We start from the raw sequence: 23,067 nt of genomic DNA, 5'->3' as shown, positions 1-23,067 counted from the left end.
ATTACAATCGACGCCGACCGCAGCTATCAACCAAAGAGAGAGCGCCTATCGTGACCCTTCGTACCTATCAGAACCTCACGCCGGCACTCGGTGAACGGGCCTTTGTCGACCGTTCGGCGGTGGTGATCGGCGACGTCGAAATCGGCGCCGACAGCTCCATCTGGCCGCTGACCGTGATCCGCGGTGACATGCACCGTATCCGCATCGGCCAGCGCACCAGCGTGCAGGACGGCTGCGTGCTGCATATCACCCACGCCGGGCCTTTCAACCCCGAGGGTTTCCCGCTGCTGATCGGCGACGACGTGACCATCGCCCACAAGGTCATGCTGCATGGCTGCACGCTGGGCAGCCGGATTCTGATCGGCATGGGCAGCATTGTCATGGACGGCGCGGTGATCGAGGACGAGGTGATCGTCGGCGCCGGCAGCCTGGTGCCGCCGGGCAAGACCCTGGCAAGCGGCTTTCTCTATGTCGGCAGCCCGGTCAAGCAGGCGCGGGCGTTGACGGACAAGGAGCGGGCGTTTTTCACCTACAGTGCGGCGAACTACGTGAAGCTCAAGGACCTGCACATGGCCGAAGGTTATCATCAGGCCACTTGATTACTTTTTGTACAGCCAGGACACACCATGCATTACCAGACGATTCTCTTCGACCTCGACGGCACCCTGACCGACCCGCGCGAGGGCATCACCCGTTCGATCCAGTACGCGCTGGGCAAACTGGGGATCGACGAGCCGGACCTCGGCAAGCTCGAACACTTTATCGGCCCGCCGTTGTTGCAGGCGTTCATGCAGTTCTATGGTTTTGACGAGGCCAAGGCCTGGGAAGCGGTGAACTTCTACCGGGAGCGCTTCAAGGTCACCGGGCTGTATGAGAACCGGGTGTTCGAAGGGGTCATGCCATTGCTGGAACGGTTGGGCGGGCAGGGGCGCACGCTGTATATCGCCACGTCAAAACCCTGGATGTTTGCCCGGGAGATTGCCCGGCATTTCGATTTTGCCCGGTACTTCAAGGTGATCTATGGCAGTGAGCTGGATGGCACGCGAACCGACAAGGTCGAGCTGATTGCCCACCTGATCGCCGAAGAACGGCTGGAACCGGGCGATACACTGATGATCGGCGACCGCAAGCACGACCTGATCGGCGCGCAACGCAATGGTTTGGATGCGGCGGCGGTGGGGTATGGGTTCGGCAGCTTCGAGGAGTTGAGCGCACAGCAGCCGGCTTATCATTTCCAGACCTTGGCTGAGCTGCATCGGGCGTTTGTGTAAGGCAGTGGACCGAGTCGCCTCCTTCGCGGGCAAGCTCCGCTCCCACATTAGATTCTGTGTTGTACAACTATTTTGTGTACGGCACAAAACCTGTGGGAGCGGAGCTTGCCCGCGAAGGGGCCCTTCAGCCAGGCATCAACTGATGCAACGCCGCCTTGCGCTCCTCAACCGGCAAGCCCCCGAGCTTTTCCACCGCAGTGAAAAACGCCGGCCAGTCACCCTTGACCTGCCTGAACAACGCCGCAAATGCCGGCACCCACTGGTCATACAGCCCAAAGGGCAGCAGCTTGGCGTTATTCAGCGGCGCGTTGATCCAGGCGTCATAACGCTTGTCTCCCGCCCACTGCGTCGCCTGCACACGTCGATACTCCCGGCGCAGGCGCTCGAACTCCGCCGCCTTGCGCCCACGCATCTGTTCGGCCGGCAAAGGTTGGGCGTACAGCGCTTGCAGACGTTCACGAGTGTGCAGCACCAGTTCGATAAACTGATCCTTCTGCGCTACCTCATTGACCCTGGCCGGCGGCAAGCCCCGCGCCGCCCGCCATTGCCGTGTGCCTTCCTGCTCGACGAAGTTGGCATAGGACTCGTTGAACTCGGTGTCGTCCTTCACATAAAAGCGCTGGTGCGCCAGCTCATGAAAGATCAAGGTCGCCAGGCGCTCGTCGCCCCAGGTCATCATCGAGCTGATAATCGGATCGTCGAACCAGCCCAGCGTCGAGTAGGCCTCGATCCCACTGATATACACGTCCATGCCCTGCTGCTTCTGCAGCGCCGCTTGCCCCCGCGCCGCGCCCTGGTTGTAATAGCCGCGATAGGCCACGCAGCCGGCGATAGGGAAACAATGCTGCTGCGGGGTCAGGGAAAACTCCGGCGTGGCGAAGACGTTCCAGACCACATAAGGGCGTTTGATATCCGCATACACGCGGTAACTACGGTTGTCAGGCAGGTGCAGATGCTCACTGGCAAAGGCCCGCGCCTGCTGGGACTGGGCCAGGTGCTCGCGCAACTTCGGGTCCCGCGCCGGATCGGCAATCACCGCGGCCACCGGCTCCCGGGCCCGTAGCAGGCTCACCTGGCCATGGGCCAACTGGCTATAATAATCGATACTGCTGCAAGCACCGAGCAACAGCAGCAGCACGGCGCCTATCGAACCGCGGACCACGGGACTGAACATCATGGGAGTTACCTGCAGGGAGCAGACACAAGACTAGCGCGCGGACGGAACACCTTTCCATGAATGATTATCGAGACTGAGGTGTTCACTGGAATGCGGCCCCACCACCACAAGGTTGACCCCCCGCGCGTCCCGATACCCCTGAACGCGGGTATGCTGATCCTCTGATAGAGCGGAAACCATCATGCGTAAAATGCTCCCTGTACTCTTCGCCCTGGCCAGCCTGGGCGGCTGTGTCAGTCCGTTACCGGCGGTGAATCCGCAAATGGCCTGGGTCGACCTGGATACCCACACCGGCACGGTGATCATGGCCGAAAGCCTGGACAAGCAGCGTCTGCGCGACGGGCGCTTCTTCCAGGTCACACCGGGTAGCCATGACCTCCGGGCCCGTTTCGATTACGAGGTCTATATCGGCGGCATGGCGATGAACACCGATCCGCCGAATCGCCTGTGCTACCTGAACGTGCACTACGACCACTTCGAAGCCGGCCGGCGTTACCGCCTGGAGGGCATTGCCCTGGGCTTCAACGCCAGCGCGCGGCTGTATAACGACAAGGGCGAAGTGGTGGCCGAACAGAACGACGTGTTCTGCATTCCGTAGCCAGGCTTCAGCGGTCGTTCTTCTGGTAGATGATTTTCTTGCTGCCGCCTTCGCAACTGCCCACGACCATATTCTGGTCGTGGACGTCATCCTTGGCGACGATCTCCAGGGTGTAGGAACTGACGCCGGAGGCCTGGATCTTGGTTTCGATCTCGGCCTTGAGCTCTTCACAAGGCTTGGTCGCCGCCAAAGCCGAGGTGGCCAGCACGCAACAGAAAATCCCCAGGGCAATACGTTTCATGGTCGAACTCCTTGACTACGGCCGTGCGTCGCGAGGGCATACGCGCAAGCTCCACACTTTATTCGACCACAATTGCGCCGGCCAAGTTCTGCTGCGCCTCCCATCCCCGGCGCTTGCCGCCACCTGATCAGTGCACCAGGGTCCCGTCCAGGCTGATCTTCGCGTTCAGCACCTTGGACACCGGGCAACCTTCCTTGGCCTTTTTGCTCAGCTCATCGAACTGCTGCTGGCTGGCGCCGGGGATTTTCGCCTTGAGAATCAGGTGTACCGCGGTGATCGCAAAACCACCGTCAACCTGATCCAGGGTCACTTCGGCCTGGGTCTCGATACTGTCGGCCTTGAGCCCGGCATCGCCAAGGATCATCGAAAAAGCCATGGAGAAGCACCCCGCGTGGGCGGCGCCGATCAGCTCTTCCGGGTTGGTACCCTTGCCGCCTTCGAAACGCGCCTTGAAACCGTAAGGCGCTTCGCGCAACACCCCGGTTTCCGTGGAAATGGAACCGATACCGGTTTTCAGGTCGCCCGCCCAATGAGCCGATGCTTTCTTCTTGATACTCATAGCTGCCTCCTCAAAAGCCGGCGCGAGGGGTTCACGCCGGGGTCAAGGTTCTGAGGATAGACGCTGGTTCAAAGTTCATTTTGTAAGACTCATCTGAAAAAATGCAGGTTAAAAACAGCTCCCCCCTTGAAACTCGGGTATATGCCCACATTCCCTGGAGACCGGCAGGTTTTTCGACAGCAGACGAAGCCTGCGTACCCTCACAGGAGTAGCAGGCTCATGAAGCGACTGTCCGATGTCAAGTTTTCCACCCTCGACCTGGTGCCCGTGCGCCAGGACGGCAGCCCGGGCCAATCGTTGCGCAACTCGCTGGACCTGGCCCGCCATGTGGAAAAGTTAGGCTATCAGCGCTTCTGGGTCGCCGAGCACCACAATATGGACGGCATCGCCAGTTCGGCCACCTCCGTGCTGCTGGGTTACCTGGCGGGCGGCACTTCGACCATTCGTGTCGGTTCCGGCGGTGTGATGCTACCCAACCATGCGCCACTGGTAATCGCCGAACAGTTCGGCACCCTGGAAAGCCTCTATCCCGGCCGTATCGACCTGGGCCTGGGCCGCGCCCCGGGTTCCGACCAGATGACCGCCCGGGCCTTGCGCCGCGAGCGCTCGGGCAGCGCCGACGACTTCCCCGAAGATGTCACTGAGCTGATGGGCTACCTGGGTCCGCGGACGCCGGAGCAACGGGTGATCGCCATGCCGGGCACCGGCACCCAGGTGCCGGTCTGGCTGCTCGGTTCGAGCCTGTTCAGTGCCCAACTGGCCGGTGAGAGGGGCTTGCCCTACGCCTTCGCCTCGCATTTCGCACCGCGCTACATGCATGAAGCGATTCGCGTCTATCGCAACCACTTCAAGCCTTCGGCCGTGCTCGACAAACCTTATGTGATGCTCGGCGTACCGCTGGTGGCCGCGGATACCGATGAAAAAGCCGACTACCTGGCGACCTCGGTGTACCAGCGCATCCTCGCCCTGATGCGTGGCCAGAGCCTGGTGCAACGGCCTCCGGTGCAGAGCATGGATGGCCTGTGGCTGCCCCACGAAAAAGAAGCGGTGGCAAGTTTCCTCGGTCTGGCGATGGTCGGCAGCCCGGAAAAGATCCGCGCCAAGCTGGAAGTGCTGATCGAACAGACCCAGGCCGACGAGCTGATCTTCACCTGCGACCTGTATGAACATGCCGATCGGCTGCATTCCTACGAGTTGCTGGCGCAGGTCATGCGGGGCTGAGGGCCAGAAACAGAAAAGCCGGCGCCTGGCGCCGGCTTTGATGCCCACTCACGCTTATTTACGCTTGTAGACGATTTCCTTTTTACCAGCATCACAGCTGCCAATGGTCTTGCCATCAATACCGGTATTGCTGGCTTTATCGACGATCTGCAGCGAATAACCATGGACGCCCTTGGCTTCAAGCTTGTCCTTGATTTCCTTCTCCACCACGTCGCATGGCTTGCCCGCCGCAAGGGCGGTTCCTGCCAGACTCAACAACGCTACCGCCAGCACAAGCTTTTTCATCGATCATATTCCCTGGTCAGATCAAAAAAAGTGCGTCGGCTTTTGGACGACGCACCTGGGGCTATTCAGCGCCCTCTGTATAGCAATCAATATGGCCGTCGGCCAGCCTATAAGTTCAAAAGGCCAGTATTTGTTCAGCTATTGGCGATTCGGAAGCCGACTTTCAGGGTCACCTGAAAGTGCGCGGCCTTGTTGTCCTTGATATGCCCGCGGGTATCGAGCACCTCGAACCATTCCAGGTGCTTGATGCTTTTACCGGCTTCGGCCAGGGCGTTGTTGATGGCGTCTTCTATGCTGGTAGGGGAAGAACCTACCAGTTCGATTTTCTTGTAGGTGTGATGGTCGCTCATGCTGTTCTCCTAAGTCCCGGGGGCTGTCCTGAGAGACTAGCAGTGATTTTTCCCACGGCTCGGATCGAGAGATCCTGAGAGGCGATGCAGATTTTTTGCACTTTCATAGCCTGCCGGAGTCCCAACTTTCACACGCCACTCAACTGCGGGAGAACGCCGATATGGCCAGCAACTCACTACGCAAAGCCTCATTGCAAAGCATGGAAGCCGAAATCGAGAGCCTGCTCAAGTCCCTCGAAAGCCTCAAGGACGACGCCTCTGATGAGTCGCGCAAGACCCTCAAGGCGCTGAAAAGCAATGCCGAGAACGCGCTCAAGCATTCACGTCACCTGCTCAGCGATGCCTATGAGGAGGTCAAGGTCAGAACCCGCGAAACCGGGATTGCGACCCGTGATTATGCCCAGGAGCATCCATGGACAACCGCTGGTGTCGCCGTGGGTGCGCTGGGGCTGTTGGCGGCCTACCTGTTGTGCAAACGCGGGGATTAATCAAGGGCAAACTCGGACCTCTGTAGGCGCCGGCTTGCCAGCGCCTACAGGTTCGCGGCGTTTTCCATAGCCCATATGCCTCAGGCAACGCTCTGTTCCAACTCGGTCTTGAGCCATTGGGCCAACTGCTGGGCGCGTCCGTCCGCGGCACGCCGGGGCAACCATAACGCCAGGCGCCCCGGGGTTTCATTGAAGCCCCAGGGCGCCACCAGCCGACCGGCACGCAAATCGTCCGCCACCAACGGCTGCGGCGCGATCGCCACCCCCAACCCGGCCACCGCCGCTTCGAGCAGGTAATACAGGTGCTCGAACCCCTGTCCATACTTCAACTGCGCCACATCGATAGCGTTCTGCCGCGCCCAGCTGGGCCAGGCCTGGGGTCGCGAGGTGGTGTGCAACAGCGGCTCGCCCATCAACCCACGAGCCGGTTCGCGCAGCAATGACTCGTAACGGGCAAAATGCGGGCTCATGACCGGCCCGATGCGCTCGCTCGCCAGCTCCACCACCTGCATATCCACCGGCCATGGCGGCTCGGCGAACAGCAGCAGGGCGTCGAGCCCCGGCTTGCGCGGATCGAGGTCGCCTTCACCGGCCGAGAGGTGCAGGCGCAGGTCAGGCAAGTCGGCATTCAGCCGCCCCAGGCGCGGAATAAACCAGCGCGCCAGCAAGCTCCCGGAACACCCCAGTACAAACGGCGCGTCCGCCGTGCTCTGGGCCAACTCGGCACAGACCGTTCGCAGCCGCTCGAACGCTTCGAAACTGGCGTCGCGCAGGCGTATCCCCGCATCTGTGAGTTTCAGGCCGCGGCCTTCCTTGACGAACAGGCTCAGGCCCAGGTGTTCCTCCAGCACTTTCAATTGCCGGCTGACTGCCCCATGGGTCACATGTAGCTGTTCGGCCGCCTGACTGACGCTGTTCAAACGGGCGGTAGCCTCGAAGGCGCGCAAGGCATTGAGCGGAGGAAGATCGCGGCTCATGATATCTGTGAGTTTTCCTGACAGGTTACGGCGATCTTATCGGTTTTCATCCGCGCCTGTCATGGTTAGAGTGAACCCCATCGAACATTCAATCGCCCACCTGGAGCCTCCCATGACCCAGTCCAATCTGCGCAACGGCCCCGACGCCAACGGCCTGTTCGGCGCATTCGGCGGCCGCTACGTGGCCGAAACCCTGATGCCGCTGATCCTCGACCTGAACCGCGAATACGAAGCCGCCAAGGTCGATCCCGCGTTCATCAAGGAACTGGCCTACTTCCAGCGCGACTACGTCGGTCGTCCGAGCCCGCTGTACTTCGCCGAACGCCTGACCGAACACTGCGGTGGCGCGAAGATCTACCTCAAGCGCGAAGAGCTGAACCACACCGGCGCCCACAAGATCAACAACTGCATTGGCCAGATCCTGCTGGCACGGCGCATGGGCAAGAAACGCATTATCGCCGAGACCGGCGCCGGCATGCACGGCGTGGCCACCGCCACCGTCGCCGCGCGCTTCGGCCTGGACTGCGTGATCTACATGGGCACCACCGACATCGAGCGCCAGCAGGCCAACGTGTTCCGCATGAAACTGCTGGGGGCCGAAGTGATCCCGGTGGTTGCCGGTACCGGCACCCTGAAGGACGCGATGAACGAAGCCCTGCGCGACTGGGTGACCAACGTCGACAGCACCTTCTACCTGATCGGCACCGTCGCCGGTCCACACCCGTACCCGGCCATGGTCCGCGACTTCCAGTCGGTGATCGGCAAGGAAACCCGCGAGCAGCTGCAGGCCCAGGAAGGGCGCCTGCCCGACAGCCTGGTGGCGTGCATCGGCGGTGGTTCCAACGCCATGGGCCTGTTCCACCCGTTCCTCGATGACACCAGCGTCGAAATCATCGGCGTCGAAGCGGCCGGCCACGGCATCGAGACCGGCAAGCACGCCGCCAGCCTGAACGGCGGCGTCCCTGGCGTGCTGCACGGCAACCGGACCTTCCTGCTGCAGGACGACGACGGTCAGATCATCGACGCCCACTCGATTTCCGCCGGCCTCGACTACCCCGGCATCGGCCCGGAACACGCCTGGTTGCACGATATCGGCCGCGTCCAGTACACCTCGGTCACCGATCACGAAGCCCTGGCCGCGTTCCACCAGTGCTGCCGCCTGGAAGGCATCATCCCGGCGCTGGAAAGCGCCCATGCCCTGGCCGAAGTGTTCAAGCGCGCACCGACCCTGCCCAAGGATCACCTGATGGTGGTCAACCTGTCCGGTCGCGGTGACAAGGACATGCAAACCGTGATGCACCACATGCAACAGTCGCAGCAGGAGAAACACTGATGAGCCGCCTGCAAACCCGCTTTGCCGAGCTGAAACAACAGAATCGCGCCGCCCTGGTGACCTTTGTCACCGCCGGCGACCCGGGCTATGACACCTCCCTGGCAATCCTCAAGGGCCTGCCCAAGGCCGGTGCCGATGTGATCGAGCTGGGCATGCCCTTCACCGATCCGATGGCCGATGGCCCGGCGATCCAGCTGGCGAATATCCGCGCCCTGGCCGCCAAGCAGAACCTGGCGAAAACCCTGCAGATGGTTCGCGAGTTCCGCGTCGGGAACAACGAAACCCCGTTGGTGCTGATGGGTTACTTCAACCCGATCCACCACTACGGCGTGCCGCGTTTTATCGCCGATGCCAAGGCCGCCGGTGTCGACGGCCTGATCGTGGTCGACCTGCCGCCGGAACATAACGGCGAGCTGTGCGAGCCGGCCCAGGCCGCCGGCCTGGACTTTATCCGTCTGACCACGCCGACCACCGACGACGTCCGCCTGCCCACCGTGCTCAACGGCAGTTCCGGCTTCGTCTACTACGTGTCGGTGGCCGGTGTGACCGGGGCCGGCTCGGCAACCCTGGAACATGTCGAAGAGGCGGTGGCCCGCCTGCGTCGCCACACCGACCTGCCGATCAGCATCGGTTTCGGTATCCGCACACCGGAGCAGGCCGCCGCCATCGCCCGGCTGGCGGACGGCGTGGTGGTCGGCTCGGCGCTGATCGATCACATCGCCAATGCCACCAGCGATGAGCAAGCCATCGATGGCGTGCTGGGCCTGTGCGCGGCCCTCGCCGAAGGCGTACGTACCGCGCGCTGAACCTCGCGGCACGACACCGAGGGATCCAGGGCAACAGCCTTGGGTCCCTTTTTCATGGACGCGAGCCTGAGCGTTTATTGACAGAACTTCGCTGTCAAAGGGGTAATCATTACATTCTCTTTCCGGGAAACCCTGGCAAGAGACGGCCGCGCAGGAGCGCCGGATCGTTACCTATGAACATGGATGCCGCTTATGACGCTCGCTGTCGCCCACCCCCTCGTCGATCACCTGCCCGTCACCCAAACCCCTCGCCCGACACGGCTCAGGTCGGTCACTTCGCGACCACGCCAGACTCCGCCACCACGACAAAGCCTGTCCAGCCTGTTCGCGTTCGAACCCCTGGCACCGAGCTCCACGAGCCTGACCTCCGATCCCCATGCCCAGGCAAGGACAGCGGGCGAGCCGGCCAATGAAGTCTCCTTGCGCGAACGCCTCGAAGCGCTACGCCACGGCATGAACGAACAGCATGATCGCTGGCGATAACAGCGGAGCCGGAGGAAGGTAAAGTTCCTGATACAAAGGAATCTAAACGCCACCATACGGACTAACAGAGTAAGACCCGGGGGTTTGAAGCCAAGCCTTCACCCCTATTCGATGTATTGCCCGTGTGGTGAGGAATGCCCCCGATGAAAATGCCCAAACGCCTGATGGCCGGTCTTGGCCTGCTGGTACTCAGCGCCAGCCCGCTGCTGCATGCCGAGGACCAGTGGCACGGTGAAGATCACGGTCGCGGCGGTTACGACCAACGAGGCGCCGACAGGGGCCCGGACAGGGGTCATGACCAGCGCGAAATGCACCGTCCGCCCCAGGATTTCGGCCCGGTCCGGCAGATCATTCATGAAGACCGCGAACATTTCGGCCGCGGCGCGCCACCGCCACCGGGCTACCGTCTGGAACGCGGCCGGCCGCTGCCACGGGGCTACGAGGGTGAACGCCTGGACGACCGGGCACTGGCCCGTCTGCCAGTGTATGAAGGTTATGAATGGCGGCGCATGGGCAATGACGTGGTCCTGATTACCATCGGCACCGGGGTCGTCTACGAGATTCTCGACGGCGTGCTGAACTGACCGTCTAGAACAGCGACAGATCCAATGGCCTGACCGCACCCATCCAGATCCCGTGATCGCGATGGTCGGCCAGGTCGTCGCCGGTCAGGGGATGCAGGAACACCACCAGACCCTTGCGGTTCAGCGCCAGCCACGGCAAGACCACGCCGATGTATTGCGCATCGAAGGCCAACTGGCAGCTCCAGTCCGGATGCGGCCCCACCAGGCGCTGGTGCATCCGTCCCATCTGCAGCGGAAAAGTCGCCGCCGCCCGCTCACACAGCTCACGGGCCTGCTCCAGGGTCGAAGCATCAAAATAGATATGAGCGTGATAGCCCTTGATACGTTGCATGCCGCTCTCGTTCAGCGTTGGATAATGGCCTAACGCTACACCGCAATCGAAGGCAAGCCCAGCCCCACCAGCGATTGCGCGCTGTCGGCCTGCTCGGCCATCAGCCAATCGAAGAAGCGCTGGATCAGCGCGCCACGCCGTTTACGCTGGGGCAATACCACGTAGTAGCCAAAGGTGGAAATCACCGACTGGCTGATCGGTCGGCATAACAAGCCCTGCTCCAACAGGTTATCCACCAGGTGGCGCCAGCCGATGGCCACGCCCTGGCCGCCAATCGCCGCCTGGATCAGCAAGGTGTAGTTGTCGAAGCGCAATTGCCCCGGCGCCGGCGCCGCAGTCAGCCCCAGCTCGCGAAAAACCCCGCTCCAGTCGAACCAGTGGCTGCTGTTTTCGCCCTTGAGGTGCAGCAGGGGAAACTCCAGCAAGGCCTCGGTGGGCAGCGGTAGCACGCGGCCCTTGAGCAATTGCGGGCTGCACACCGGAAACACTTCCTCGCTGAACAGCCAATGGCTCTCGCCCTGCTTGAACCGGCCCTTGCCGAACAACACCGCGACATCGATATCGGTGCGCAACATGTTGTGGCTACGTTCACTGGTCACCAGGCTGACATCGACCTGCGGATTGGCCGCATGAAAGCGATGCAGGCGCGGCATCAGCCAATAGGCGGCAAAGGCAAAGTCGGTGGCGACCTGCAGCACCTCGTGCTGATGCTGGGCGGTGACCGCGCTCAAACCACTGTCGATGCTCTGCAAACCAACCTGAACCTGCTCGAACAGAATCGAGCCGGCCTCGGTCAACTCGATGCCCCGGTAGATACGATCGAACAGGCGAGTGGTCAGTTGGTCTTCCAGGCGCTTGATCTGCTGGCTGATAGCCGGCTGGGTAGTGCCCAGTTCCACCGCCGCGGCAGTAAAACTGTGGTGACGGGCCGCCGCTTCGAAGACCCGGAGCAAATCGAGGGACAGGTCACCCAGCGCTTCATACATAAGCTGTACTTATCCTAGTCATTGTTTGGCAAGGGCTTTACCACAGATTCCGTGGACTACATGCTGAATCACAGCACTATCGCATAACAATTCACTATGGAATGCCGCGATTACATGAAGCGCAAGAACATTCTCTTCATCATGGCCGATCAAATGGCCGCGCCCCTGTTGCCGCTCTACGGTGCATCGCCTATCAAGCTTCCGAACCTGAGCCGCCTGGCTGCCCAAGCCGTGGTTTTCGATGCCGCCTACTGCAACAGCCCGCTCTGCGCGCCTTCGCGCTTCACCCTGGTCAGCGGCCAGTTGCCGAGCAAGATCGGCGCCTACGACAACGCCGCCGATTTCCCCGCCGACGTACCGACCTATGCCCACTATCTGCGGCGCCTGGGCTATCGCACCGCGCTGTCGGGCAAAATGCACTTCTGCGGGCCGGACCAACTGCATGGTTACGAAGAGCGCCTGACCAGCGATATCTATCCGGCGGACTACGGCTGGGCGGTGAACTGGGACGAGCCCGATGTGCGGCCCAGCTGGTACCACAACATGTCCTCGGTATTGCAGGCCGGTCCCTGCGTGCGCACCAACCAGCTGGACTTCGATGAAGAGGTGGTCTTCAAGGCGCAGCAATACCTGTTCGACCACGTGCGCGAAGACGGCAACCAGCCGTTCTGCCTGACCGTGTCCATGACCCACCCCCACGATCCCTACACCATTCCCAAGGCCTTCTGGGACCTGTATCGCGACGAAGACATTCCGTTGCCACAGACCCCGGCCCAAGACAGCCTTGATCCGCATTCCCAGCGTTTGCTCAAGGTCTACGACCTGTGGGACAAGCCGCTGCCTGTGGACAAGATCCGCGACGCTCGTCGCGCCTACTTCGGTGCATGCAGCTATATCGACAGCAACGTCGGCAAACTCCTGCAAACCCTGGAGGAAACCGGGCTGGCCGAAGACACCCTGATCGTGTTCTCCGGCGATCACGGCGACATGCTCGGCGAGCGCGGCCTCTGGTACAAAATGCACTGGTTCGAAATGTCCGCGCGGGTACCGTTGCTGATCAGCGCCCCCGGGCAGTTCGCCGCCGGACGCGTCAGCGCGGCGGTTTCCACCGCCGACCTGCTGCCGACCCTGGTGGAACTGGCAGGCGGCACGCTGCAGGCCGATCTGCCCCTGGACGGCCGCTCGCTGGTCCCACACCTGAAGGGCGAGGGCGGTCACGACGAAGTGTTCGGCGAGTACATGGCCGAAGGCACCATCAGCCCGCTGATGATGATTCGTCGCGGGGCCTACAAATTCATCTACAGCGAAGACGATCCCTGTCTGCTCTTCGATGTCCACAACGACCCCCGCGAGGAGGAGGAACTCAGCCAGTCAGCGCCGCATCAAGCACTCTTCAACGACTTCCTGGCCGAAGCCCGGACGAAATGGAACATCCCGGCGATCCACCAACAGGTGCTCGCCAGTCAACGGCGTCGGCGTTTCGTCGCCGCCGCGCTGAGCCAAGGCAAGCTGAAGAGCTGGGATCACCAGCCTCTGGTGGACGCCAGTCAGCAATACATGCGCAACCATATCGACCTCGACGATCTGGAACGCAAAGCACGTTATCCACAACCCTGCCAAAACCAATAACGAACGTAAGGGGAAGGCGATGAAGAAGTTATCCACAGCACTGACGGCCGGCTTGCTGGTCATGAGCAGCCTGAGTGCCTATGCCGAGCAGAGCTGCGACACGGTAAAAATGGCCGATCCGGGCTGGAGCGATATCGCCGCGACCAACGCCATCACCAGCTTGCTGCTGGACGGCCTGGGCTACAAGGCCAAGGTCGACACCCTGGCGGTGCCGATCACCTATGGCGGTCTCAAGGACGGTCAGGTCGACGTGTTCCTTGGCAACTGGATGCCGGCGCAGCAGGGTTTCTACGACAAGTTCCTGGCCAACGGCGATGTCACGCAACTGGCAAAGAACCTCGACGGCACCGAATTCACCCTGGCGGTCCCGGACTACGTCTGGGACGCGGGTGTGCATAACTTTGCCGACCTGAACAAGTTCGCCGACAAGTTCGACAAGAAGCTCTATGGCATCGGTTCCGGCGCGCCGGCCAATGCCTCGCTGGCGGATATCATCAAGAAAAACGAGTTCGACCTCGGCCAGTGGAAGCTGGTGGAGTCCAGCGAGCAGGCGATGTTGGCCGAAGTGGCCCGTTCGGTGAAGAAACAGAAGTTCGTGGTCTTCCTCGGCTGGACCCCGCACCCGATGAACGTGCAGATGAAGATGCACTATCTCAAGGGTGGCGAGAAATACTTTGGCGATACCGGCAGCGTCTATACCGTGACCCGCAAGGGTTATGCACAAGCCTGCCCGAACGTCGGCAAGTTGCTGAGCAACCTGAGTTTCACCCAGGACATGGAAAACAGCATCATGGCCGAGGTGGCGAACAAGAAGCTGAGCAATGCCGACGCGGCCAAGGCCTGGATCAAGGCCAATCCGGCGGTGCTGGACAAATGGCTGGACGGGGTGAAGACCGTGGATGGCCAGGATGGGTTGCCGGCGGTCAAAGCCAAGCTCTGAGTTGAACCTGATACAGGCTGCATGCAACACCGCAGACCCCAATGTGTGGGAGCGGTGCTTGCCCGCGAAGAGGCCCTTGAGGCCGCTAAAAGCTTCGCGGGCAAGCACCGCTCCCACAAAGCAACTCCACGCCCACAAGGAATGTGCGCGGCCCAACCGGCGTCGGACGCCTTGCTCCTGTCACACCACCCCGTCACCCCGACGCCGACTCACCCAACCGAGAGACCCATGGGCTGGACCAACCGCCACAAACTCCTGCCATTTCTCAGCTGGCTGCCGCGACAAACCCGCGCCAGCGTCAGTCGTGACCTGATCGTCGGCCTGAGCGGGGCGATCCTGGCCTTGCCACAATCGGTCGCCTACGCCCTGATCGCCGGCCTGCCGCCCGAATACGGCCTCTACGCAGCCATCGTCCCGGTGCTGATCGCCTGTCTCTGGGGCTCGTCCTGGCATCTGATCTGCGGGCCCACGGCGGCCATCTCGATTGTCCTGTTCGCCAGTGTCAGCCCGCTCGCGGTGCCCGGCAGCCAGGACTACGTGACCCTGATCCTGTTGCTGACCTGTATCGCCGGGGTCTTCCAGTGGCTGCTCGGCATGCTGCGCTTCGGCGCCCTGGTGAACTTCGTCTCGCATTCGGTGGTGCTGGGCTTCACCCTGGGCGCCGCCGTGGTCATCGCGCTCGGCCAACTGCCGAACCTGCTGGGGCTCGATATCCCCAACCAGGCCACCGCCCTGAACAGCCTGCTGCAACTGGGCCAGCACCTCGGCGAACTGGACAAACCCTCGCTACTGCTGGGGCTGGGGACACTGCTCTTGGGTCTCGCGCTCAGATCCTGGTTGCCCCGCTGGCCGACCCTGCTGATCACCCTGGTCCTGGCCAGCCTGCTGGTCTGGCTGTGCCCGGGCCTGTTCGGGCATGTGCAACTGGTCAAGGGCTTCATCGGTCGGTTGCCGCCGTTCAGCGCCTTGCCGCTGGACCTGGAAACCATCCTGCGCCTGCTGCCCAGCGCCGTCGCAGTGGGCATGCTCGGGTTGGTGACCAGCCTGTCGATAGCCCGTTCGCTGTCCGCACGCTCACAGCAATTGCTCGATGCCAACCAGGAAGTCCGCGCCCAGGGTCTGTCGAACATGATCGGCAGCCTGTTTTCCGGCTACCTGTCCGCCGGCTCGTTCACCCGCGCCGCGCTGAGCTACGAGGCCGGGGCCTGCTCACCGCTGGCCGGAGTGTTTTCCGCGCTCTGGGTGGCGCTGTTCGCCGTGACCGGCTCGGCGCTGATCGCGCATATCCCGATCCCGGCGATGGCCGGCAGTATCCTGTTGATCAGTTGGGGGTTGGTGGACCGGCGGAGCATTCGGGCGCTATTCCGGGTCAGTCACGCCGAGTTCGCGGTGATGGCCCTGACCTGCGTGGCGACCTTGCTGTTGGAGTTGCAGACGGCAATTTATGCCGGGGTGCTGGCGTCGTTGTTCTTCTACCTCAAGCGCACCTCGCAGCCACGGGTGCAGCATTGGCGCGATCGCGACGAAGATGTGCTGCGGGTCGGCGGGTCGATCTTTTTCGGTGCCAGCCATTACCTGCAAGTGCAGTTGCAACGCTTGCACGGGGTGAAGGTGGTGATCGAAGCGCAGCAGATCAACTTCATCGATTACTCGGGAGTCGAGATGCTGCACCAGGAGGCCCGACGCCTGATACGCGAAGGCCGCAGCCTGACCCTGAGACGGGCGCGGGCGCCGGTGGTGGATGAGTTGGTCAGGCTCGAGGGTGTGGATAAGTGCCCGATCCTGTTTGAGGATTGATCGCACCTGACTATGGATAGGGTGTCCTGTGGGAGCGGACTTGTGTGGGAGCGGAGCTTGTGTGGGAGCGGAGCTTGCCCGCGAAGCTTTTAGCGGTCTCAAGGGCCTCTTCGCGGGCAAGCTCCGCTCCCACATCAGATTTGCGATCAGCCAGTAATATTGTGTCCAAGCTCAGAGCGCCAGCAACCGCCGCAACTCCGCCAGCACCGGCGCCGTATCCGGTCGCACGCCGCGCCAGAGGAAGAAAGCCTCTGCCGCCTGCTCGGCCAGCATGCCCAGGCCATCCATCGATACGGCCGCACCATGCTCACTCGCCCAACGACAGAACGCCGTCGGCTCCTTGCCGTACATCATGTCGTAGCAGAAGGTCTTGCCAGGCTCGATCAGGCTCGGCGCAATCGGCGGTACATCCCCCGACAGGCTCGCCGAAGTCGCATTGATGATCAGGTCCACCGGCTCGCGCAGCCAGTCGAAGCCACTGGCCGACACCGGCCCCAGATCGGCGAACAGTTCGGCCAGCAACTCGGCTTTCTCGACGGTCCGATTGGCAATGATCACCGAAGCCGGTTGCTCCGCCAACAGGGGCTCCAGAGCCCCACGGACCGCACCACCCGCCCCCAGCAGCAGGATACGCTTGCCCCGCAGGCTGAACCCGGCATTCACCGTCAGATCGCGCACCAGTCCGGCGCCATCGGTGTTGTCACCCAACAGGCTGCCATCGGCCAGCTTGCTCAGGGTATTCACCGCCCCGGCCCGCTGCGCCCGGGCTGTCAGGCTGTTGGCCAGGCGATAGGCCTCTTCCTTGAACGGTACCGTCACATTGGCCCCGCGTCCTTCCTGGAAAAACGCCTGGGCACAGCCGGAAAAGTCATCAAGGGGCGCCAGCAAGGTACTGTAGTCCAGCTGCTGGGCGGTCTGTTCGGCAAACAGACGGTGAATCAGCGGCGATTTGCTGTGGCCGATGGGATTGCCGAAGACAACGTAACGGTCCATCAGATATTCCCCTCCGCCAGCCAGTCTCGGTCCTGCAGGAAGTACTCGGTCAAGCGTGCCTCCGCGCTGCCCGGCTCGGCCTTCCAGTCGTAGCTCCAGCGCACTTGCGGCGGCAACGACATCAGGATCGATTCGGTACGACCACCCGATTGCAGGCCGAACAACGTGCCGCGGTCGTATACCAGGTTGAACTCCACGTAACGACCGCGGCGGAACTCCTGGAACTCGCGCTGCTGTGCGGTCCAGGCCTGGGCCTTGCGGCGCCGCACGATCGGCAGGTAGGCCTCGATATAGGCGTCGCCGATCGCCCGCATGAAGGCGAAGCTGGTGTCGAAGTCCCACTCGTTCAGGTCATCGAAGAACAGGCCGCCGATACCGCGCGGCTCATTGCGGTGCTTGATATGGAAATAGCTGTCGCACCAGGCTTTGTAGCGTGGGTAGACATCAGCGCCAAACGGCGCACAGGCGCGCTCGGCTACCCGGTGCCAGTGCACGCAGTCTTCTTCGTTGGCGTAGTAGGGCGTCAGGTCGAAACCGCCGCCGAACCACCAGACCGGTTCCTCGCCTGCTTTCTCGGCGATGAAAAAGCGCACATTGGCATGGGACGTCGGCACATGAGGATTGTGCGGGTGAATCACCAGGGACACGCCCAAGGCCTCGAAGCCGCGCCCGGCCAGTTCCGGGCGATGGGCGCTGGCCGACGGCGGCAGGCCGCTGCCGAAGACGTGGGAAAAGTTCACGCCGCCTTTCTCTATGACCTGGCCGTTGCCGATCACCCGGGTCCGACCGCCACCACCGGCGGGGCGGGTCCAGGCGTCTTCGACGAAGTGCGCGCCCCCGTCTTCGGCCTCCAGGGCGGCACAGATACGGTCTTGCAGGTCGAGCAGGTAGGCTTTCACGGCCTCGGTGCGGGTAGTCATGGCATCACCTTGAATCGGGCAAAGCCACGCGGCATCTCGGACGGCCGGTGGCAAAGAGGCGCGTAGCATAGCACCGCGTTTATGCTCGTCGCTGTTGACGAAGGTCAAGCGAAGGAGTCCGATAGGGCCCTCGCATCGCGCTGCACCACGCCCCATTGTGAAATGTCCAAGGAGAGAAAGATGGCCAAACGTATCCTGTTTCGCGCCCATGGTGGCCCGGAAGTCCTTGAGTATGTCGACTACACCCCCGCCGAGCCGGGCCCGCAGCAGGTCCGGGTACGCAACCACGCCATCGGCCTGAACTTCATCGACACCTATTTGCGCAGCGGGCTGTATGCACCACCGACCATGCCGTCGGGCCTGGGGGCCGAGGGCGCGGGCGTGGTCGAGGCAGTCGGCAGCGAGGTCAGCCAGTTCAAGGTCGGTGATCGCGTGGCCTACGGCAGCGGTCCTTTGGGTGCCTACAGCGAAGTGCATGTGCTACCGGCGGCCAATCTGGTGCATCTGCCGGAAAGCATCAGCTTCGAACAGGCCGCCGCGGTGATGCTCAAGGGGCTGACGGTACAGTACCTGTTGCGTCAGACCTATGAACTGAAGGGCGGTGAAACCGTGCTGTTCCACGCCGCGGCCGGCGGTGTCGGCCTGCTCGCCTGCCAGTGGGCCAAGGCCCTGGGCGTGAAGCTGATCGGGACCGTCAGTTCGCCGCAGAAGGCGGCCTTGGCCAAGTCCCTGGGCGCCTGGGAAACCATCGACTACAGCCATGAAGATGTGGCCAAACGGGTACTGGAACTGACCGATGGCAAGAAGGTGCCGGTGGTGTACGACGGCGTGGGCAAGGACACCTGGCTGACCTCGCTGGACAGTCTGGCGCCCCGTGGTCTGATGGTCAGCTTCGGCAATGCTTCGGGCGCGGTGGAGGGGGTCAACCTGGGGATCCTGGCGGCCAAGGGCTCGCTGTACGTTACCCGGCCGACGCTGGCGACCTACGCCAACAATGCGGAAAACCTGCAGGCCATGGCGAAGGATCTGTTCGGGATGATCACCAGCGGCAAGCTGAAGATCGAGATCGGCGCACGGTATGGCCTGGCGGACGCGGCCAAGGCCCAGACGGAACTGGCGGCGCGGCGGACTACCGGGTCGACGGTGTTGTTGCCTTAAGACTGGCGAACCTGGCCGCTGCTGCGCAGCGGTTCGTCGGAACGCCGCCCGGACCAAGCACCGCTCCCACAAGTTCTGAACCAGACGCTTCGAATTGCTTCAGCTAAGGCAATTTGAAGCCGACCGCGGTCTTGTGGCGAGCGGGCTTGCCCGCGCTCGGCTGCGCAGCCGTCGTAAAACCTGTGACCGCGTTCTACCTGATGACTTTAGGGCCGCTTCGCGCCCCAGAGCGGCGGTGCGGCGTTCCGACAAGCCCGCTCACCACAAGGGTTCGCCCTACGCCGGGCGCACCACCTTGCCGGTCGCCAGGTCCCGGATCAGGCTCGGGTTCTTCCGCCCGCCCAGGTTGCCGCCCAGCACCAGGTCGATCTGCCCACGGAAATACTGCTCCACGCGAATCCGCGTGCGCGCCGCCGGCCGTCCCTGGGGATTGGCCGAAGTGGAAATCAGCGGCCCCACCAACGAACACAGGTCCCGCACCAGCGGATGATCGCTGACCCGCAAGGCCACCGTGTCATGCACGCCAGTGACCCACTCCGGCAACAGGTCCTGATGCGGCACCAGCCAGGTATTCGGTCCTGGCCAGGTACTGGCCATGCGGTCGATCCAGTCTTCCGGGAAATCCTCGAAGAGAAAATCGAACTGGCGGATATTGTCGGCAATCAGGATCAAGCCCTTGTCCACCGAACGATTCTTGATCGCCAGCAAACGATCCACCGCCTCTTCGTTCCAGGGATCGCAACCCAAACCCCAGACCGCCTCGGTTGGATAGGCAATCACCGCCCCTGCGCGAATTTCTCGTGCGGCTTCTTGCACACGCCAACTGTTGACCATTGCTCGTTCTCCGGATTTAAAGCTGCTCGCAGTTTACTCAGGTAGACCTACCTCGCGCGAGCTAACCAGCGTCCGTTTTCATTGGCAACCCGACCTTCGAGTTCCAACTCGGTCAGCGCCGCCAGGACTCGCGGCAATGCCCAGCCACAGGCACGGGCCAGGGCCTCGCTGCTCTGCGGCGCGGCGTGCAACAAGCCTAGCAGCGGATGCCCGGGCGCAGCGGGGATCGGGCTGGCCGTCACCCTCTGCCAACTGCGCAGGGGTTCGAGGATATGTTCGACGGTTTCCACCAGCACCGCACCATCGCGGATCAACTGATGACAACCCTTGGCGCCGGGGTGATGGATCGAACCGGGAATCGCATACACCTCGCGCCCCTGTTCCGCCGCCAACCGGGCGGTGATCAGCGAGCCGCTGGCGACGCTGGCCTCCACCACCAGCACCCCCAGGGACAAGCCGCTGATGATCCGATTGCGCCGGGGAAAGTTGCTCGGATGCGGCGGCGCCGCCAAGGGCAACTCGGAGACCACGGCACTGCCCTGGGCAATCATCGCCTCCGCCAGCCGGCGATGGCGCTGTGGATAAAGATTTTCCAGGCCGGTGCCGAGCACGCCGATGGTTCGCCCGCCAATGTCCAGGGCCGCCTGATGGGCCGCCCCGTCGATCCCCAGTGCCAGCCCGCTGGTGATGACAAAACCGGCGCCGGCCAGGCTCCGGGAAAAGGCCGCCGCCGTGTCCATGCCTGGCTTGGAAGCACGGCGGCTGCCGACCAGCGCCAGCTGCGGTTGCTCCAGAAGGGCAGGATCGCCGGCCACGAACAGCAACGGCGGCGCATCGTCCAGTTCGGCAAGAAGGGCGGGGTAATCGGTCTGGTCCCACATCACCAGATGGCAAGCCGGGCGCTCTAGCCAGCGCCATGCAGCGCTGGCCGCGTCACGCACTTCGGGGCTGCGGCGCGCCTCGGCACAGGCCCTCGGCAAGCCCAGCGCACGCCAGGCGGTGGCCGGCGCACCGAGGGCCGCCGAGGCCGAACCGAAAGCGTCGATCAAGGCGCGAAAGCGCCGGGGACCGAGCTCCGGCAAACGGTGCAGACGCAGGCGGGCTTCCAGCTCCGCCGGGGACAGGGAGGTACAGTTGGACAGCGACATCGGATCATCCTTGATCTGTGGCGGTCCGGGAACAGCAGGAACAAGCTGTGGATAACTCTGTGGGTAACCTGTTTAACCGGCTAACCGAATCGACCCTGGAGGCAGCGCCCTGATCGATCATTGTGGGAGTTGGCTTGCCAGCGATGGCGATGCAATTTCACCAGCGCTATCGCCGGCAAACCAGCGCCTACAGAAATCGGCGGGCTTGCGGTGTACCGCATTCGGCGCTACGGGTTGCGCACCTTGTCCATGACTGTCAGCGACCGCGTGGCAGTAAGTACTAAACCATAGCTGAGCTTTTCGTAGGTGCGGAACACCATCAGCAGGCCCGAACGCTCGTCGGGGACCTTGACGCGCTGTCCAGTGACCTGGTCGTGCACGGTCTCGCCGGTCTTCATCACCGCTAGAACATTGCCTTCGGCCAGGCCATCGCGGCGGCCCTTGTCGATCGTGACCACATCCATGACGCCGATCTGTGTAACACCCCGTGGCACATCTATGATCGTTCCGCGGATCTGCGCTTGCGGCGCGCTGGGCATGAACGTCGAATTGACCGGGCGCTCTTCGCTGACGAACAGGCGGTCTCCCAGGCGAACCTCCTGGGTAGTGCGGCGCAGGCTCAACGTGCCGATATCGCCTTCGGTCGCCACCAGCTCGCCGGTGCCGACGTCGTCGGCGTTGATCCCAAGGAACTCCTTGGTCTGCGTGTCGGTATAGACCTTGCCCTGGCGGAACAGGCCATAGACCGTGTGCGCCGGGTCGAACACACCACGGGCATAGATCCGATCGCCCATGCCGCTGAGCACCCGCTCATTGTTGCCGGCCAGGATATACGGGGCTTTCTGGAAGTCGTCGGGGCTGTCGACAATGCGGTTGCTCAACAGGAACGCATTGATCTTTTCCAGCGGAATGCTCGGAATCGCCTCGGCCACCGGCGAGCGGCGCACCTGCGGCGACAACTTCACTGTCCCGCGCGACACACCACGATCCACCACCAACCGTGGCTGACCGTCGACGAACTGCAGCGTCAGCGTATCGCCGGGGTAGATCAGGTCCGGATTCGCCACCTGGGGGTTAGCGTGCCAGATCTCCGGCCACTTCCACGGTTCGCTGAGAAACTTCCCGGAAATGTCCCAAAGTGTGTCACCGCGCACTACGGTATAACGCTGTGGATAACCGTCCTTGAGTTGCACTTGCGCCTGCACAACGCCGGTAACGGCCAGCAACAGGGCGAGTAGTGTTTTCCTCATGCAGTGAATCCCTTTATTATGTGCCTTCGCGTGAAACGCCAGAGCCCCCGCGGCTCGCTCCCAAGGAGAACGTTTTACAACGGTAGCCGATCCCACCGGGACATTTCGGCAACCGTCTCTGACTTTACCTCACAAGTGCAGCAAATACGCCTATGGCCATTTTAAACATCCTCGAATTTCCAGACCCGCGCCTGCGCACCATCGCCAAACCCGTGGCCGTGGTGGACGACCAGGTGCGGCAGCTGATCGACGACATGTTTGAAACAATGTATGAAGCCCCGGGCATCGGCCTGGCGGCGACCCAGGTCAATGTGCACCAACGCATCGTGGTCATGGATCTGAGTGAAGATCGTAGCGAACCCCGGGTGTTCATCAACCCCGAGTTCGAAACCCTGACCACGGATGTCGACCAGTACCAGGAAGGTTGCCTGTCGGTACCGGGCTTCTACGAGAACGTCGACCGCCCGACAAAACTGCGGGTCAAGGCCCTGGACCGCGACGGCAAGCCGTACGAACTGGAGGCCGAAGGCCTGTTGGCGGTGTGCATCCAGCATGAATGCGATCACCTCAACGGCAAGCTGTTCGTCGATTACCTGTCTACGCTCAAGCGCGACCGGATCAAGAAGAAGCTGGAAAAGCTCCATCGCCAGAACGCCTGATCCCTTCATTCCAAAGGCTTGCTGCGGCAAGCCTTTTCTTTTTCAAGCG

The 23,067-nt window shown here is 62.4% G+C and carries 27 protein-coding genes; 14 read left to right on the top strand and 13 right to left on the bottom strand.

The features are described 5' to 3' along the window. The first annotated feature begins 50 nt into the window (after nt 1-50). Both M5B99_RS11665 and M5B99_RS11660 read left to right on the top strand, forming a co-directional pair. Entirely contained in the window at nt 51-599 is a 549-nt protein-coding gene (locus tag M5B99_RS11665) for a gamma carbonic anhydrase family protein (RefSeq protein ID WP_248804154.1), read from the top strand. Between the two features lie 27 nt (nt 600-626). After that, nucleotides 627-1,271, top strand: a complete 645-nt coding sequence (locus tag M5B99_RS11660; protein ID WP_248804153.1) for an HAD family hydrolase — start codon at nt 627-629, stop codon at nt 1,269-1,271. Between the two features lie 124 nt (nt 1,272-1,395). Here M5B99_RS11660 and M5B99_RS11655 read toward each other — a convergent pair whose 3' ends face one another. Continuing rightward, on the bottom strand, nt 1,396-2,448 hold the full coding sequence (locus tag M5B99_RS11655; RefSeq protein ID WP_248804152.1) for an aminopeptidase: 1,053 nt from the start codon (nt 2,446-2,448) through the stop codon (nt 1,396-1,398). A gap of 181 nt (nt 2,449-2,629) precedes the next feature. Here M5B99_RS11655 and M5B99_RS11650 point away from each other — a divergent pair, with 181 nt between their 5' ends. Further along, nucleotides 2,630-3,046 (top strand): hypothetical protein, encoded by a 417-nt coding sequence (locus M5B99_RS11650; protein ID WP_248804151.1) that lies wholly within the window; start codon nt 2,630-2,632, stop codon nt 3,044-3,046. A 7-nt stretch (nt 3,047-3,053) separates the two neighbouring features. Here the strand turns inward: M5B99_RS11650 and M5B99_RS11645 are convergent, their stop codons facing one another. Both M5B99_RS11645 and M5B99_RS11640 read right to left on the bottom strand, forming a co-directional pair. After that, a complete protein-coding gene (locus M5B99_RS11645; protein ID WP_248804150.1) occupies nt 3,054-3,287 on the bottom strand; it encodes a DUF1161 domain-containing protein in 234 nt (77 codons plus the stop codon). Between the two features lie 127 nt (nt 3,288-3,414). Beyond that, the gene (locus M5B99_RS11640; protein WP_248804149.1) at nt 3,415-3,846 is read right to left on the bottom strand and encodes an OsmC family protein; all 432 of its coding nucleotides are present in this window, start codon (nt 3,844-3,846) and stop codon (nt 3,415-3,417) included. 219 nt (nt 3,847-4,065) lie between these two features. On the opposite strand from M5B99_RS11640, the gene M5B99_RS11635 reads away from it, so the two are divergent. Then, nucleotides 4,066-5,067: an LLM class flavin-dependent oxidoreductase gene (locus M5B99_RS11635; protein ID WP_248804148.1), complete on the top strand. Its 1,002-nt coding sequence runs from the start codon at nt 4,066-4,068 to the stop codon at nt 5,065-5,067. Between the two features lie 54 nt (nt 5,068-5,121). Here the strand turns inward: M5B99_RS11635 and M5B99_RS11630 are convergent, their stop codons facing one another. Next, nucleotides 5,122-5,352 (bottom strand): DUF1161 domain-containing protein, encoded by a 231-nt coding sequence (locus M5B99_RS11630; RefSeq protein WP_248804147.1) that lies wholly within the window; start codon nt 5,350-5,352, stop codon nt 5,122-5,124. Between the two features lie 134 nt (nt 5,353-5,486). Then, nucleotides 5,487-5,702 carry a dodecin gene (locus M5B99_RS11625; protein ID WP_100939968.1) on the bottom strand — a complete coding sequence of 72 codons (216 nt, stop codon included), beginning with the start codon at nt 5,700-5,702 and terminating at the stop codon, nt 5,487-5,489. Nucleotides 5,703-5,863: 161 nt separating this feature from the next. Here M5B99_RS11625 and M5B99_RS11620 point away from each other — a divergent pair, with 161 nt between their 5' ends. Beyond that, nucleotides 5,864-6,190, top strand: coding sequence for a DUF883 family protein (locus M5B99_RS11620; RefSeq protein ID WP_218224759.1), 327 nt, complete (start codon nt 5,864-5,866; stop codon nt 6,188-6,190). 80 nt (nt 6,191-6,270) lie between these two features. Here the strand turns inward: M5B99_RS11620 and M5B99_RS11615 are convergent, their stop codons facing one another. Next, nucleotides 6,271-7,167, bottom strand: coding sequence for a LysR family transcriptional regulator (locus M5B99_RS11615; protein WP_248804146.1), 897 nt, complete (start codon nt 7,165-7,167; stop codon nt 6,271-6,273). 112 nt (nt 7,168-7,279) lie between these two features. Here M5B99_RS11615 and trpB point away from each other — a divergent pair, with 112 nt between their 5' ends. The 4 genes from trpB (at nt 7,280) to M5B99_RS11595 (ending at nt 10,373) form a co-directional block, all read left to right on the top strand. Further along, the gene (gene trpB / locus M5B99_RS11610; protein ID WP_248804145.1) at nt 7,280-8,500 is read left to right on the top strand and encodes a tryptophan synthase subunit beta; all 1,221 of its coding nucleotides are present in this window, start codon (nt 7,280-7,282) and stop codon (nt 8,498-8,500) included. Then, complete coding sequence (gene trpA / locus M5B99_RS11605; protein ID WP_248804144.1) at nt 8,500-9,306, top strand: tryptophan synthase subunit alpha; 807 nt, start codon at nt 8,500-8,502, stop codon at nt 9,304-9,306. Before trpB ends, trpA begins: the two co-directional genes overlap by 1 nt. 192 nt (nt 9,307-9,498) lie before the next feature. Beyond that, the gene (locus M5B99_RS11600) at nt 9,499-9,789 is read left to right on the top strand and encodes a hypothetical protein (protein WP_248804143.1); all 291 of its coding nucleotides are present in this window, start codon (nt 9,499-9,501) and stop codon (nt 9,787-9,789) included. Between the two features lie 143 nt (nt 9,790-9,932). Continuing rightward, nucleotides 9,933-10,373, top strand: coding sequence for an anti-virulence regulator CigR family protein (locus tag M5B99_RS11595; RefSeq protein ID WP_248804142.1), 441 nt, complete (start codon nt 9,933-9,935; stop codon nt 10,371-10,373). A 4-nt stretch (nt 10,374-10,377) separates the two neighbouring features. On the opposite strand, the gene M5B99_RS11590 is transcribed toward M5B99_RS11595, so the two are convergent. Together M5B99_RS11590 and M5B99_RS11585 are read right to left on the bottom strand one after the other, a co-directional pair. After that, a complete protein-coding gene (locus tag M5B99_RS11590) occupies nt 10,378-10,704 on the bottom strand; it encodes a DOPA 4,5-dioxygenase family protein (RefSeq protein WP_248804141.1) in 327 nt (108 codons plus the stop codon). A gap of 35 nt (nt 10,705-10,739) precedes the next feature. Further along, the gene (locus M5B99_RS11585) at nt 10,740-11,690 is read right to left on the bottom strand and encodes a choline sulfate utilization transcriptional regulator (protein WP_248804140.1); all 951 of its coding nucleotides are present in this window, start codon (nt 11,688-11,690) and stop codon (nt 10,740-10,742) included. A 114-nt stretch (nt 11,691-11,804) separates the two neighbouring features. Here M5B99_RS11585 and betC point away from each other — a divergent pair, with 114 nt between their 5' ends. The 3 genes from betC to M5B99_RS11570 all read left to right on the top strand — a co-directional run bounded on the left by betC (nt 11,805) and on the right by M5B99_RS11570 (nt 16,056). Further along, nucleotides 11,805-13,319 carry a choline-sulfatase gene (betC, locus tag M5B99_RS11580; RefSeq protein ID WP_248804139.1) on the top strand — a complete coding sequence of 505 codons (1,515 nt, stop codon included), beginning with the start codon at nt 11,805-11,807 and terminating at the stop codon, nt 13,317-13,319. A gap of 19 nt (nt 13,320-13,338) precedes the next feature. Beyond that, a complete protein-coding gene (locus M5B99_RS11575; protein ID WP_248799705.1) occupies nt 13,339-14,259 on the top strand; it encodes a choline ABC transporter substrate-binding protein in 921 nt (306 codons plus the stop codon). A 228-nt stretch (nt 14,260-14,487) separates the two neighbouring features. After that, nucleotides 14,488-16,056 (top strand): SulP family inorganic anion transporter, encoded by a 1,569-nt coding sequence (locus M5B99_RS11570; protein WP_248804138.1) that lies wholly within the window; start codon nt 14,488-14,490, stop codon nt 16,054-16,056. 171 nt (nt 16,057-16,227) lie between these two features. Here M5B99_RS11570 and aroE read toward each other — a convergent pair whose 3' ends face one another. Beyond that, nucleotides 16,228-17,049 (bottom strand): shikimate dehydrogenase, encoded by an 822-nt coding sequence (aroE, locus tag M5B99_RS11565; RefSeq protein ID WP_248804137.1) that lies wholly within the window; start codon nt 17,047-17,049, stop codon nt 16,228-16,230. Then, on the bottom strand, nt 17,049-17,969 hold the full coding sequence (gene hemF, locus M5B99_RS11560; protein ID WP_248804136.1) for an oxygen-dependent coproporphyrinogen oxidase: 921 nt from the start codon (nt 17,967-17,969) through the stop codon (nt 17,049-17,051). Before hemF ends, aroE begins: the two co-directional genes overlap by 1 nt. Nucleotides 17,970-18,149: 180 nt before the next feature. Between hemF and M5B99_RS11555 the strand changes: the two genes are divergently transcribed. Further along, the gene (locus tag M5B99_RS11555; RefSeq protein ID WP_248804135.1) at nt 18,150-19,127 is read left to right on the top strand and encodes a quinone oxidoreductase family protein; all 978 of its coding nucleotides are present in this window, start codon (nt 18,150-18,152) and stop codon (nt 19,125-19,127) included. A 276-nt stretch (nt 19,128-19,403) separates the two neighbouring features. On the opposite strand, the gene M5B99_RS11550 is transcribed toward M5B99_RS11555, so the two are convergent. The 3 genes from M5B99_RS11550 to M5B99_RS11540 all read right to left on the bottom strand — a co-directional run bounded on the left by M5B99_RS11550 (nt 19,404) and on the right by M5B99_RS11540 (nt 22,359). Further along, complete coding sequence (locus M5B99_RS11550; protein ID WP_248804134.1) at nt 19,404-19,961, bottom strand: L-threonylcarbamoyladenylate synthase; 558 nt, start codon at nt 19,959-19,961, stop codon at nt 19,404-19,406. A 47-nt stretch (nt 19,962-20,008) separates the two neighbouring features. Then, nucleotides 20,009-21,109 carry a DNA-processing protein DprA gene (gene dprA / locus M5B99_RS11545; protein ID WP_248804133.1) on the bottom strand — a complete coding sequence of 367 codons (1,101 nt, stop codon included), beginning with the start codon at nt 21,107-21,109 and terminating at the stop codon, nt 20,009-20,011. A 227-nt stretch (nt 21,110-21,336) separates the two neighbouring features. Next, nucleotides 21,337-22,359 carry a LysM peptidoglycan-binding domain-containing protein gene (locus M5B99_RS11540; RefSeq protein ID WP_248804132.1) on the bottom strand — a complete coding sequence of 341 codons (1,023 nt, stop codon included), beginning with the start codon at nt 22,357-22,359 and terminating at the stop codon, nt 21,337-21,339. Nucleotides 22,360-22,511: 152 nt separating this feature from the next. Between M5B99_RS11540 and def the strand changes: the two genes are divergently transcribed. Further along, complete coding sequence (gene def / locus M5B99_RS11535) at nt 22,512-23,018, top strand: peptide deformylase (RefSeq protein WP_248804131.1); 507 nt, start codon at nt 22,512-22,514, stop codon at nt 23,016-23,018. The last annotated feature ends 49 nt before the right edge of the window (nt 23,019-23,067 follow it).

Origin of the sequence: Pseudomonas sp. MWU13-2100 (assembly GCF_023242365.1) — a bacterium.
In the GTDB taxonomy this organism is placed as follows: Bacteria; Pseudomonadota; Gammaproteobacteria; order Pseudomonadales; family Pseudomonadaceae; genus Aquipseudomonas.
This window is presented reverse-complemented; position numbering and strand designations above follow the sequence as displayed.